The sequence below is a fragment of the Testudinibacter sp. P80/BLE/0925 genome (assembly GCF_053570785.1).
The window spans coordinates 1983909-1996357 of sequence record NZ_CM131636.1 but is presented as its reverse complement, the minus strand read 5'-3'; the positions used below and the strand labels follow the sequence as shown (position 1 = coordinate 1996357).

14 protein-coding genes are annotated in these 12449 nt (G+C 45.7%); 3 read left to right on the top strand and 11 right to left on the bottom strand.

Going from position 1 to position 12449, the window contains the following annotated elements:
* Position 1 precedes the first annotated feature (1 nt).
* Entirely contained in the window at positions 2-808 is an 807-nt protein-coding gene (locus ACWA5Z_RS09625) for a hypothetical protein (RefSeq protein ID WP_431051826.1), read from the bottom strand.
* A 95-nt stretch (positions 809-903) separates the two neighbouring features.
* Between ACWA5Z_RS09625 and gloA the strand changes: the two genes are divergently transcribed.
* The 3 genes from gloA to ACWA5Z_RS09610 all read left to right on the top strand — a co-directional run bounded on the left by gloA (position 904) and on the right by ACWA5Z_RS09610 (position 3505).
* Positions 904-1311, top strand: coding sequence for a lactoylglutathione lyase (gene gloA, locus ACWA5Z_RS09620; protein WP_431051824.1), 408 nt, complete (start codon positions 904-906; stop codon positions 1309-1311).
* A gap of 70 nt (positions 1312-1381) precedes the next feature.
* Positions 1382-2059: a ribonuclease T gene (gene rnt / locus ACWA5Z_RS09615; protein ID WP_431051822.1), complete on the top strand. Its 678-nt coding sequence runs from the start codon at positions 1382-1384 to the stop codon at positions 2057-2059.
* 87 nt (positions 2060-2146) lie between these two features.
* Positions 2147-3505 carry a Na+/H+ antiporter family protein gene (locus ACWA5Z_RS09610; RefSeq protein WP_431051820.1) on the top strand — a complete coding sequence of 453 codons (1359 nt, stop codon included), beginning with the start codon at positions 2147-2149 and terminating at the stop codon, positions 3503-3505.
* 131 nt (positions 3506-3636) lie between these two features.
* Here the strand turns inward: ACWA5Z_RS09610 and ACWA5Z_RS09605 are convergent, their stop codons facing one another.
* From ACWA5Z_RS09605 to cmk, 10 genes are all read right to left on the bottom strand, one after another.
* Positions 3637-3861, bottom strand: a complete 225-nt coding sequence (locus ACWA5Z_RS09605; protein WP_431051818.1) for a YgjV family protein — start codon at positions 3859-3861, stop codon at positions 3637-3639.
* Between the two features lie 257 nt (positions 3862-4118).
* Positions 4119-5630: a glycerol kinase GlpK gene (gene glpK, locus ACWA5Z_RS09600; protein ID WP_431051816.1), complete on the bottom strand. Its 1512-nt coding sequence runs from the start codon at positions 5628-5630 to the stop codon at positions 4119-4121.
* Between the two features lie 21 nt (positions 5631-5651).
* Positions 5652-6449, bottom strand: a complete 798-nt coding sequence (locus tag ACWA5Z_RS09595; protein ID WP_431051814.1) for an MIP/aquaporin family protein — start codon at positions 6447-6449, stop codon at positions 5652-5654.
* Between the two features lie 304 nt (positions 6450-6753).
* Entirely contained in the window at positions 6754-7074 is a 321-nt protein-coding gene (yciH, locus tag ACWA5Z_RS09590; protein ID WP_431051813.1) for a stress response translation initiation inhibitor YciH, read from the bottom strand.
* An 8-nt stretch (positions 7075-7082) separates the two neighbouring features.
* Positions 7083-7775 (bottom strand): orotidine-5'-phosphate decarboxylase, encoded by a 693-nt coding sequence (pyrF, locus tag ACWA5Z_RS09585; protein ID WP_431051811.1) that lies wholly within the window; start codon positions 7773-7775, stop codon positions 7083-7085.
* An 85-nt stretch (positions 7776-7860) separates the two neighbouring features.
* Positions 7861-9045, bottom strand: coding sequence for a lipopolysaccharide assembly protein LapB (gene lapB / locus ACWA5Z_RS09580; RefSeq protein WP_431051809.1), 1185 nt, complete (start codon positions 9043-9045; stop codon positions 7861-7863).
* Between the two features lie 5 nt (positions 9046-9050).
* Complete coding sequence (locus tag ACWA5Z_RS09575; protein ID WP_431051807.1) at positions 9051-9347, bottom strand: LapA family protein; 297 nt, start codon at positions 9345-9347, stop codon at positions 9051-9053.
* A 160-nt stretch (positions 9348-9507) separates the two neighbouring features.
* A complete protein-coding gene (locus tag ACWA5Z_RS09570; protein WP_084257964.1) occupies positions 9508-9792 on the bottom strand; it encodes an integration host factor subunit beta in 285 nt (94 codons plus the stop codon).
* Between the two features lie 59 nt (positions 9793-9851).
* The gene (rpsA, locus tag ACWA5Z_RS09565; RefSeq protein ID WP_431051804.1) at positions 9852-11522 is read right to left on the bottom strand and encodes a 30S ribosomal protein S1; all 1671 of its coding nucleotides are present in this window, start codon (positions 11520-11522) and stop codon (positions 9852-9854) included.
* Positions 11523-11621: 99 nt separating this feature from the next.
* Positions 11622-12305, bottom strand: coding sequence for a (d)CMP kinase (gene cmk / locus ACWA5Z_RS09560; protein WP_431051802.1), 684 nt, complete (start codon positions 12303-12305; stop codon positions 11622-11624).
* Positions 12306-12449: the final 144 nt, after the last annotated feature.

Here is a 12449-nt window from a genome sequence, read left to right as displayed (position 1 = left end):
ATCAAGTTAACCAAAATGGAAAACTGAGTGCCAGAATCAGCAAAACTGCCAAATGCGGCAACCTAAGCGGATTATTTTTGCTGATCGAGCCGCCTAACATGGCAGCGGCAAGCAAATGTACGACAAAATACAGAATGAAACCGCTCAATGGCGTGATAACCGTAATCAAGTTGAAATATAGCAATAACAACACGATCACGCTGTAAACCGCATTAAGCAATAATGTCAACAACATCAGACGGGGCAACAATTGCAACAAGCCCTGCAAACGGTTACGTGATACCCGCAATAGCCAATTCGCCAATACCACGGCTAGAAACAATTGGCTGAACGGGCTGTAAGACAACCATTCCGCCCGCGGCAAATTCCACCAAATCGCAAGATATGCCAGCACACCGAGCAGCGCGCAAACGTTGGCAAACAGTAATAAAGCCCGTTGAAGCCGTTCATCCTCTTTCGGTTGTTGCCATACTGCAAATAACGTTAACAAACCGCTCACGATCAGCAGCATGAGCGGAATATAACGTTTTTCCGCCAATGCGCCGAGCAATAACAGCCCCACCCAATAAAGCGCCAAATACAACGCGGCGTTGACCAAACGGAAACGTTGCCCGTTACAAATTTCGCCTTTGATAAACACCACTTGCAAAACCAATTGTGCGCTCAATACCGCAAAGGCAAAATACGCAATAAAGCGATTTAAATGCGGCAGGGAAAAGAAAAGTGCGGTTTCCGCGCCTAACAGCAAAACCGGCGGCAGCAGAGAGAGTAAGAAGATCCGAATTTTGTTCTCGTTATGGTCTGACATAGAACGTCCAACGTGCTAAAATAAATAGTAATAAATCACAAATTGACATTATAATGCCATATTTATTGTTTCGTTAACAATTTAGGGGACTAATCATGCGAATTTTACATACTATGCTGCGCGTCGGCGATTTGGATCGCTCAATTAAATTTTATACCGAAGCATTGGGAATGCGCGTTCTGCGTACCAGTGAAAACACCGAATACAAATATACACTGGCATTTTTAGGCTATGATGACGAAGATAAAAGTGCGGTACTGGAACTGACCTACAACTGGGGCGTGGGACAATACGAACTCGGCACGGCTTACGGGCATATCGCCATCGGCACCGATGATATTTATGCCACTTGCGACAAAGTGCGGTCTGCCGGCGGCAACGTCACCCGCGAACCGGGTCCGGTCAAAGGCGGTACAACCGTCATTGCCTTCGTGGAAGATCCGGACGGGTACAAAATCGAATTTATCGAAAATAAAAGCGCCAAAGCCGGTTTAGGCAATTAATTTTTTCTGCCGAAATCCGCTGATATGTCGGATTTCGGCGTTTTTTATTCCAGTCAAACAGGATCTTATTTTGACCACTGCCGTGCAAACCGCCGAATCAAACAACACGCAAACCGATTACAATCTTCTGAAAAACCGCTTTCGCGAATATTTTCCGGTGATTATTGATGTGGAAACCGCCGGATTTAATCCGAAAACCGATGCGCTATTGGAAATTGCCGCCGTTACCTTAAAAATGGATGAGCAAGGGCTACTGCAAGCGGATGAAAAATGCCATTTCCATATTGAGCCGTTCCAAGGGGCGAATATCAATCCCGACTCCTTGAAATTCAACGGCATTGATATCGATAACCCGCTGCGCGGCGCGGTCAGCGAAGAAACCGCACTTGGCGAATTATTCAGAATGGTGCGCCGCACCCAAAAAGCCGCCGACTGCAAGCGTTCGATTATCGTGGCACATAATGCCGCCTTTGATCACGGCTTCCTAATGGCGGCGGCGGAGCGCACCCAATTGAAACGCAATCCGTTTCATCCGTTCGGCACCTTTGATACTGCCACCCTCGGCGCTTTTATGTTTGGCAATAATGTGTTGATCAAGGCCTGTCATGCCGCCGGCATCAGTTTTGATCCGAAACAGGCGCATTCCGCGTTGTATGACACCGAAAAAACCGCCGAATTATTCTGTTATATGGTCAATCGCTTAAAAACATTGCGAGGATTTCCGCTATTTGCCGCGAATTCACAATAAAATCGAGAAAATCATTTTATTTTGCTTTACAATCGCTGCGCTTTAATTTTTGTTTTTATATTTTAACCAACTTCAAGGAACCTTATTATGTTACTCACCAACAATGTGGTGTTATCCATTATTCTGCTGTTAGCGCTCAGTTTAATGCGGATTAATGTGGTTATCGCCCTGATTATTTCCGCTTTGGCTGCCGGTTTATTGGGCAGCATGGATATTCAAACGACCATATCCACCTTTACCAACGGTTTGGGCGGCGGTGCTGCCGTCGCGATGAATTACGCCATTCTCGGCGCCTTTGCCGTGGCAATTTCCAAATCGGGTTTAACCGATTTATTGGCAATGCGGGTGATTAAAAAATTAGGCAAACAACCGAGCGAAAAAGCGCTGTTCTGGTTTAAATATTTGGTGTTATTGCTGTTGGTTCTGTTTGCGATTTCCTCGCAAAACCTGCTGCCGGTGCATATCGCCTTTATTCCAATCGTGGTGCCGCCATTGTTAGACATTATGAACCGTTTAAAACTGGATCGTCGTGCGGTGGCTTGCGTGCTGACTTTTGGTTTGACCGCAACCTATATGATTCTGCCGGTCGGTTTCGGGAAGATCTTTATTGATAACATTATCGTCACCAAAATCAATGAAACCGGCGCAGCCTTGGGCTTACAAACCAATGCCGCACAAGTTTCCAGTGCGATGGTAATTCCGGTTATCGGGATGATTTTAGGTTTGCTGACCGCCATTTTTATCACTTATCGCAAACCGCGCAATTATGTTGTCGCCACCCCCGAGCCAACCGCCGAAAGCATTGAACAGCGTATTGCTAAAATCAGCCCGCGCCATGCGGCAATCAGCATTATCGCCATTGTTGCCACCTTTGCCCTGCAACTCTACACCGATTCGATTATTATCGGCGGTTTAGTCGGGTTGGCTATCTTTGCGCTCGGGGGGATTTTCAAACTGAAAGAAAGCAACGATCTGTTCCAACAAGGCTTACGCTTAATGGCAATGATCGGTTTTGTGATGATCGCCGCTTCCGGCTTTGCCAACGTGATCAAAGAAACCGACGGCGTGGCGGCATTGGTGCAAACCTTCAGCGAAACCATTGGTAATGATAATAAAGGGTTAGCCGCAATGATTATGCTGTTAATCGGCTTGTTTATCACCATGGGAATCGGTTCTTCTTTCTCAACCGTTCCGATTATTGCCGCGATTTATGTGCCGATTTGTATCAGTTTGGGTTTCTCCGAATTGGCTACCGTATCCTTGGTTGCCGTCTCCGCCGCACTCGGCGATGCCGGCTCCCCGGCTTCCGACTCCACATTAGGGCCGACCTCCGGTCTCAACGTGGACGGCAAGCACGATCATATCTGGGATTCCGTGGTGCCGACCTTTATCCACTTCAACATTCCGTTGTTAGTGTTCGGTTGGATTGCTGCAATGGTGTTGTAATTCAGTCGGAATACGGATTAGCGTCTACGCAACCGAATTAAAAAACCACTGTCACTAAAACAGTAACAGTGGTTAAAGTAACATCCGAAGTGCGGTCTACGCTTCGCCGTCTTTTAACACGCTCGGTGCGATTACGCCCGGCGTTTTAATTTAATTATCTGATAAATATTCACCACAGTGATAAACACGTTCAGCAACACCACCGGCATCGAGGCAATCAATATCCCATAGACAATAAACATCATTGCGCCAATCGCATTAATCAAACGTAAATACAGCATAGAGCTTAATAAAAATGAACCGGCGACAAATGCAGTTGCAATATACCCAAGAACTTCAATTAAAGTAGCTGACATAATATACTCCGTTTTTTATATTGTTATAAATAAAATAACCGCCTTTTGGGGCGGTTTTCAAGAAAGCGCACAGATTATCAAATCTTGCTCGATCTAGAAAGCAGTTTTGATGATTCTCACCACAAAGTGCGGTCAAAAACCCAAAATATTTGAAATAGATCACATTTTATCCGTGTAAAAACCGCACTTTCGTATAAATAAAATAACCACTGCCCTGATTTGGCACAGTGGTTAAACAAAAATACGCAAAGTGCGGTTTATTCTTCGTCGTCTTTTTCCCAAGCCAGTGCGCGTTTTACCGCTTTCTTCCAGCCTTTATAACGCCGGGCGCGTTTTTCTTCGCAGCCGTCCGGCGTGAAAGTGCGTTCGATACTGGCTTTATCTTTCAGCTCATCCAGATCCTTCCAGAAACCGGTCGCCAAACCGGCTAGGTAGGCAGCCCCAAGTGCGGTCACTTCTTTCACTTTCGGACGTTCCACATCCGCATTCAGAATATCCGCTTGGAACTGCATTAAGAAGTTATTCGCAGTCGCACCGCCATCCACACGCAGTTTTTTCAGGCTATCGCCGGAATCGGATTGCATGGCTTCCAACACATCACGGGTTTGATAGGCAATCGATTCTAAGGTCGCACGTACAATGTGGTTGCGGTTCGCACCACGTGACAAGCCCATAATCGCCCCGCGCGCATACGGATCCCAATATGGTGCGCCCAGTCCGGTAAAGGCCGGCACGACATAAACGCCGTTGCAATCCGGCACTTTTTGCGCGAAATACTCGGAATCATAGCTGTCATGTACGATTTTCAATTCGTCACGTAGCCATTGAATCGAAGCGCCGCCCATAAAGATTGAGCCTTCCAGCGCATAACAGGGCGAACCGTCGCTTTTACACGCAATGGTGGTCAACAAGCCGTTTTGCGAACGTACCGCTTTGTCGCCGGTATTCATTAATAAGAAACAGCCCGTGCCGTAGGTATTTTTTGCCATTCCCGGATTCACACACAGATGTCCGTAAAGTGCGGCTTGCTGATCGCCGGCAATTCCTGCCACCGGAATCCGCACCCCGCCTTGCCCGCCGATGTTGGTTTGTCCATAAATCTCGGAGGATTTTTTCACCTCCGGCAACATCGAACGCGGCACACCCAAAATTTCCAGCATTTTCTCGTCCCATTGCATGGTATGAATATTGAACAGCATAGTTCGGGAGGCATTGGTATAATCGGTGACATGGGCGCGGCCTTGGGTTAATTTCCATACTAACCAAGTATCTACCGTGCCAAACAACAACTCACCGCGCTCTGCTTTTTCACGCGCCCCTTCCACGTTATCCAAAATCCATTTAACTTTGGTGCCGGAAAAATACGGGTCAACCACCAAGCCGGTTGTGGCTTTGATATATTCTTCATGTCCGTTTGCTTTCAGCCGCTCGCAAATATCGGCAGTACGGCGGCATTGCCACACAATCGCATTGTAAATCGGTTTACCGCTCTCCTTTTCCCACACAATCGTGGTTTCACGTTGGTTGGTGATACCGATTGCCGCAATACTGTCCGGTGTAATGCCCGCCATTGCAACCGCTTCATTCAAGGTTGAACTTTGTGTCGCCCAAATCTCCATCGGGTTATGCTCAACCCAACCGGCTTGCGGATAAATTTGGGTAAATTCACGCTGTGCCACGCTCACCACATTGGCATCATGATCCAAAATCAATGCGCGCGAGCTGGTTGTTCCTTGATCTAACGCAATAATGTATTTTTTGTCAGACATAATCATCTCCTGTTATTTTAATTAGTCGATTTGGCAAGTGTTACAAGGTAAATTTTTATTAATCAAACGTTGGTAGGCATAAGCCCCGATCAAAGCGCCGATAATGGGAGCAAAAATCGGAACTAATGCGTAAGGTACTGCTTGCCCGCCGGTCATGGCAATATCCCCCCAACCCGCCAAATAAGCAAACAATTTCGGACCAAAATCACGTGCCGGATTCATCGCAAACCCGGTCAAAGGGCCCATTGCCCCGCCAATGGCTGCAATCAAAATCCCGATTAATAATGGCGCTAACGGTCCACGCGGCAAACCATTACCGTCATCGGTCAACGCTAAAATCAACGCCATTAGAACGGCGGTGATCACCATTTCCACGGCAAATGCCTGAGCCAGCCCCAATGCCGGATGCGGATAAGTTGAGAATGTTCCGGCGAGGCTTAAACTCTCTTGGCTGCCACGCACAATATTATTCACCGTTTCAAATTCAATAAATAAATTGCGGTATAAAAAGTAAACCAGCGCTGCCGCACAAAATGCACCGGCAACCTGTGATAAAATATAAGGCAGGACTTTTTTGCCGTCAAAACAGGCAAATTTCCATAGTGCAATGGTGACGGCAGGATTCAAGTGTGCTCCAGACACCCCCGCAGTCGCATACACCGCAAGGGCAACCCCCATTCCCCACATAATACTGATTTCCCACTGTCCAAAACCAGCGCCCGCCACTTTCAAAGCGGCGACACAGCCAACTCCGAAGAAAATAAGCAATCCCGTTCCTAAAAACTCGCCGATACATGCGGCTTTAAGCGATCTTTCCATTTCAACATCTCCGTGCTTGGTTAAACAAAGTTAAGTCAAACGAACATTTAAATTTTCTTTTTAGAAAATTTAAATGCAATTTAACCAATATCATTATTTTTAGAAAGCGTATTATTTCGAGATTGTGATATCTATCAAATTATTTATTTGATAGTAATTTTAAATGGTTATAAATAACGGAAGGTAATCACACAAGTAAATTTATTTCAATAACGAAAATTAGTGATTCAATTAAAAAGAAAAGCGTCTTTGCTAATATAATCAGCAAAGACGCCAGTGGTTATACTGCTATTCGGTAGATAGCTCAGCCGCCGGCCAACTTGACCTGATAGCCTTTTTGTTGCAAAAGCTGCTTTAATAATTCACGGTTTTCGCCTTGGATTTCAATCGTGCCGTTTTTTACCGAACCGCCGCAGCCGCAGCGCTTTTTCAACTCCGACGCTATTTTTTCCAATTCGACACTCGGCAAAGCCAAGCCGGTGATCACGGAAACGCCTTTGCCTTTACGTCCGCTGACTTGGCGTTGGATGCGCACAATACCATCGCCTCGGGCAATCACTTCTTGCGGTTTTTCCGCTTTCACCCGACCGGTTGCGGTGGAATAAACGAGAGGGTTATTCGACATTTTCAACCTTAGGCAATCGCAGCATTAATACTTTTTAACACCCCGACCGGATCTTCCGCCAAGGTGATCGGGCGACCGACAACCAGATAATCCGAACCGGCTTCGATGGCTTCTTTCGGGCTCATCACCCGACGTTGATCGCCAAATTCCGCCCCTTCGGGACGAATGCCCGGGGTGATCAATTTGAAGTCTTTGCCACAGTTGGCACGCAAAATCTCGACCTCTTGCGGCGAACATACCACACCGTCCAATCCGGCACGCTGGCTCAAACGCGCCAAACGAATCACCTGCTCCATTGGGGAGGCATTCAAACCGATTTGCAATAAATCCACATCTTCCATGCTGGTCAACACCGTGATAGAAATCAAAATCGGCGCTTCTTTGCCATACGGCTCAAGGATTTTTTTTGCCGTTTCCATCATGCGCAAACCGCCGCTGGCATGGACATCGACCATCCACACGCCCAAATCCGCCGCCGAGCGCACCGCTCTTGCCACCGTGTTCGGAATATCATGGAATTTCAGATCCAGAAACACATCAAAGCCACGGCTATGCAGTTGTTTGACAAAATCCGTTCCCAAAGTGGTAAACATTTCTTTGCCGACTTTTAAACGGCACAAGCTCGGATCAATTTGATCCACCAAATTCAGGGCTTGCCGTTCCGTTTCATAATCAAGTGCAACGATAACTTTACTGTCCATACTGTTTCCTTTTTATTTAGCTGAAATACGAGGGTCTGTTTATCTTCATCTTAAATGTGGCTGAGCACATTTTTGCCAAAATTATTTACTGATACTGCCCGTCCACCGGTTTGATGGTTTCCCATTTGTTGCACGACGGACAATTCCACACCAAGCGGTGGCTACGATAGCCGCAGTGGGAACAGCGGTAGGAAAAACTTTGCCCGATTTTATTTTCGACCAGCTGCTGTAAACGCACCAAACTCTCTTTGGCCCGGCCATTTTCCGCCTCATCAATATCGTATTGAATCAAACGGTTGAAAATATCCATACTCGGAATGTCATTGAGTTGCTGATATAAATTCGCCTGTGCAACGGCGGCACCGCTCTTTTTATCAATCAATTCGGCTAATGCCAGCTCGATTGCCCCGCTTTTGTATTGTTGTTTAGCTTTGATTAAAAATAACTCATAATTATTTTCTTGCTGTAATTGCTGGTAACACCATTTCAAGTGCGGTAACACTTCCGATAAAAAAGCCGGATTTTGTGATAAAATGTTTTGAAAATGTTCGATCGCGGTTTGAAATTGCTGTTCGCGCATTTCGATATAGGCTAATTCGATTGAGGCTCTAACACAATCGGCAGACACCTCTAACGCACGGGTTAAATAATGTTTGTTCTCTTTGCTCGGTAATTCTTCGGCGGCAACATATTCGCAATAATAATGCGCCAATTCGGTATTATTCGCTTTGGGAAACACTTTCTGACGCTTTTCCGTGACATCTATCGCTTTTTTCCATTCTTTGGTTTTCTGATAGATTTTTGCCAGTTGTTTCAACGCATTATTGGCAAATTCCGGCTCATCAACCAGACTGATATAAATATTTTCCGCCCGGTCCAAAAAACCGACTTTCATATAATCAAACGAAAGTTGCTGTTTGGCTAATAATTTCTGATCAAAACTGAAATTCGGATCTTCGACTAAATTTTGGTGAATACGAATCGCACGATCCACTTCGCCGCGCGAACGGAATAGATTGCCGAGGGTTAGCGAGGCTTCAAATTGCGAGTCGCTGTGAATGTCGTTTTCATTTTCTTGTTTTTGCAGCATATCCAAAAACAGATCCACCGCCTTTTCTTGTTGGTTAGAAAGCAAAAAATTTACCCCGGTGACATAATCACGGGACAACTTGTTGCTGACTTCGTCCTGCCCTTTTTTAGCATTACGATACCCCATATACCAGCCATAAAGGGCGGCAACGGGCAATAACAGGAAAAGTAATTCAAGCATTGAGATTACACGACTGTTTTATCACGGCTAGCGGTCAATTCAGTGATTTGCTGCGTTTGACGGTTAATTTGGCGGGTCAAGCGGAAATTTTTGACTTTCAGGCGTAATACAAAGAATGCACAGATTAGCCAACCGAGTAATAAGCCCAAACCAAATAAAATGGCGGCAAGCGAGGATAATTGCAATTCGCTTTTTGCGATGATGTAGTTAAATGAAATCACCTGATCATTATCCGCACCAATGGTAATCGCCACAATGACAATTGCCAGTACGATAGCAAAGCCTAAAATGTATTTAATCATTCTATTCTCCTGAATTTTATAGCAAACACCCCCCTATTATGCCAAAAATCATATCAAGCATATAGATAAATCCGCGATTTATTTCCGTTTAATCGAAAAAGTGCGGTTTGCTCAATTGCAGGCAATAAAAAACGGCACCATTTAAGTACCGTTTTATTATTTAATTGGACTGATTCACGCGCTCTCTCAGCTCTTTACCCGCTTTAAAATGAGGAACATATTTCGCGTCCAAATCCACTTTGTCACCCGTTTTCGGATTGCGTCCGACACGTGGCTGACGGTAGTGGAGCGAAAAACTGCCGAATCCGCGAATTTCAATGCGATCCCCGTTTTCCAGGGTTTGCGACATGGATTCAAGGATACTCTTAACTGCATTCTCTACGCTTTTCACCGGAATCGTATGATTTTGTTGAATCAAACTCTCGATAAGCTCTGATTTAGTCATGCTGCCTCCTCATTTTGAGCGGATACCGCACTTGGTATCCGCATGTGAAGTTCAATTAATTATTCGCTTTTAGACGCCGCTTTGAATGCTTCAGCCATTGCATTCGGAATAGCTTCTTCTTGCTTGTTCACATTTGCAACTGCCGCGCTGTCTTCCGCTTCGTCTTTAGCACGCACTGACAGGTGTACGGTACGGGATTTACGATCAACACCGGTGTATTTCGCTTCAACGACATCGCCAACGCTAACCACGGTAGTCGCATCTTCAACACGCTCACGTGCTAAATCAGCCGCGCGTACATAACCTTCTGCACCGCCTTCCAGTTCTACTTTAACACCTTTCGCGTCAACTTCAACCGCTTTCCCGGTTACAACCGCGCCTTTTTTAGTGGCAGCCACGAAGTTGTTGAACGGATCTTCTTCTAATTGCTTGATACCTAAAGAGATACGCTCTTTAACTGCATCAACTTGCAGCACAACGGCAGCCACTTCGTCACCTTTTTTGTAGTTACGAACCGCTTCTTCACCGGCAACATTCCAAGAAATATCAGACAAGTGAACCAGACCATCGATACCGCCTTCTAAACCGATGAAGATACCGAAGTCAGTAATAGATTTGATTTTGCCTTCAACGCGATCACCTTTTTTGTGGGTCTCGTCGAATTGCTGCCATGGGTTCGCTTTACATTGTTTCAAGCCTAAAGAAATACGACGGCGTTCTTCATCGATTTCCAATACCATGACTTCGACTTCATCACCGACGCTAACCACTTTAGACGGGTGAATATTTTTGTTGGTCCAATCCATTTCTGAAACGTGAACCAAACCTTCAACGCCGTCTAAAATTTCAACGAAGCAGCCGTAGTCGGTCAAGTTAGTCACTTTACCGCTTAATTTGCTGTTTACAGGGTGATTTTCAGCGATAGCAACCCAAGGATCTTGACCTAATTGTTTTAAGCCTAAAGATACGCGCGTGCGATCACGGTCGAATTTCAATACTTTAACGGTGATTTCGTCACCGACGTTCACGATTTCGCTTGGGTGTTTAACGCGTTTCCAAGCCATGTCAGTGATGTGTAACAAACCGTCTACGCCGCCTAAATCGACGAACGCACCGTAGTCGGTCAAGTTCTTAACGATACCTTTAACCACGGCGTCTTCTTGCAGATTTTCCAACAGTTGTTCGCGTTCTTGGCTGTTTTCGGTTTCGATAACCGCACGACGGGAAACAACAACGTTGTTGCGTTTTTGATCCAGTTTAATTACTTTGAATTCTAACTCTTTACCTTCCAAATGCAAGGTATCACGGATTGGACGGGTATCTACCAGAGAACCCGGTAAGAATGCACGCACACCGTTCAACTCAACTGTGAAGCCGCCTTTCACTTTACCGTTGATTAAACCGATAACAGTCGCTTGTTCTTCGTAGGCTTTTTCCAGTTCGATCCAAGATTCATGGCGAACCGCTTTTTCACGAGACAGCTTGGTTTCACCGAAGCCGTCTTCAACAGCGTCCAATGCCACTTTTACTGAATCGCCGACGTTAACTTCCAATTCGCCTTGGGCGTTCAGAAATTCTTCAACAGGAATTGCGGATTCAGATTTTAAACCTGCGTCAACCAATACAAAACCTTTTTGGATAGCAACAACAGTACCGTTAACGATAGAACCTTGACGGGTTTCAAGTTCTTTTAGGGATTCTTCAAATAATTGAGCAAAAGATTCAGTCATATTTAATCTTCAAATAAATTAATAACGTCCATTCGAATTCCTTCCAAATGGGGCTGTTTCAATCGGTTCGTTCGTCCTTGAACAAACCATAAAAATCAATCAGGCAGTCTTGCGAATGCGTTGATCGACATATTGTAACGCTTTTTCGACAACTTCGCTAATACTTAATGCGCTCGAATCCAATAAAAATGCGTCGTCCGCCGGTTTTAACGGGGCGACTTCCCGATTTCGGTCGCGAAAATCGCGTTCTTTGATTTCGCTTAGGATTTGATCATAATCCGCCGCCACGCCTTTTTGTTGCAGTTGTTTAAAACGGCGGTCGGCACGCTCTTCCGAGCTGGCATCCAAAAAGATTTTCACTTGCGCCTGCGGAAACACCACCGTGCCCATATCGCGCCCGTCGGCGATCAGCCCTTTTTCGCTGCCGAAATCCCGTTGCCGTTGCAATAATGCCGAGCGCACTTGCGGAAACGCTGCGACTTTGGAGGCATTATTGCCGGCGATTTCGGTGCGGATTTCACTGCTGACATCTTCACCGTTTAATAATACTTTCACCGCACCGTTTTCCGGCACAAAGCGGATATCTAATTTCGCCGCCAACGCCGCAAGTGCGGTTTCATCGTCCAATGCGACCGCACTTTTCACCGCCGCCACGCCCAACACGCGATAAATTGCGCCCGAATCCAACAGCTCAAAGCCCAACTTTTCCGCTAATGCTTGGCATAACGTTCCTTTACCGACACCGCTCGGACCGTCGATGGTGATGACAATATTTTTTTGCATTTTTTTCTCTCAAGTTTATAGCGGGAATTACGTCCCTCAGCCTGTCGAATCAAGTTCAAAAATGTATATTATCGTAAGGGCGGATTAGATATCCGCTCGAACCACACTTTACACTTTTTCCTTATTAATTAAATGATTATACCG

Coding starts and splice junctions, on each gene's coding strand:
- ACWA5Z_RS09625 (WP_431051826.1), bottom strand. CDS start 808: ATGTCAGACCATAACGAGAACAAAATTCGGATCTTCTTACTCTCTCTG.
- gloA (WP_431051824.1), top strand. CDS start 904: ATGCGAATTTTACATACTATGCTGCGCGTCGGCGATTTGGATCGCTCA.
- ACWA5Z_RS09610 (WP_431051820.1), top strand. CDS start 2,147: ATGTTACTCACCAACAATGTGGTGTTATCCATTATTCTGCTGTTAGCG.
- ACWA5Z_RS09605 (WP_431051818.1), bottom strand. CDS start 3,861: ATGTCAGCTACTTTAATTGAAGTTCTTGGGTATATTGCAACTGCATTT.
- glpK (WP_431051816.1), bottom strand. CDS start 5,630: ATGTCTGACAAAAAATACATTATTGCGTTAGATCAAGGAACAACCAGC.
- ACWA5Z_RS09595 (WP_431051814.1), bottom strand. CDS start 6,449: ATGGAAAGATCGCTTAAAGCCGCATGTATCGGCGAGTTTTTAGGAACG.
- yciH (WP_431051813.1), bottom strand. CDS start 7,074: ATGTCGAATAACCCTCTCGTTTATTCCACCGCAACCGGTCGGGTGAAA.
- pyrF (WP_431051811.1), bottom strand. CDS start 7,775: ATGGACAGTAAAGTTATCGTTGCACTTGATTATGAAACGGAACGGCAA.
- lapB (WP_431051809.1), bottom strand. CDS start 9,045: ATGCTTGAATTACTTTTCCTGTTATTGCCCGTTGCCGCCCTTTATGGC.
- ACWA5Z_RS09575 (WP_431051807.1), bottom strand. CDS start 9,347: ATGATTAAATACATTTTAGGCTTTGCTATCGTACTGGCAATTGTCATT.
- ACWA5Z_RS09570 (WP_084257964.1), bottom strand. CDS start 9,792: ATGACTAAATCAGAGCTTATCGAGAGTTTGATTCAACAAAATCATACG.
- rpsA (WP_431051804.1), bottom strand. CDS start 11,522: ATGACTGAATCTTTTGCTCAATTATTTGAAGAATCCCTAAAAGAACTT.
- cmk (WP_431051802.1), bottom strand. CDS start 12,305: ATGCAAAAAAATATTGTCATCACCATCGACGGTCCGAGCGGTGTCGGT.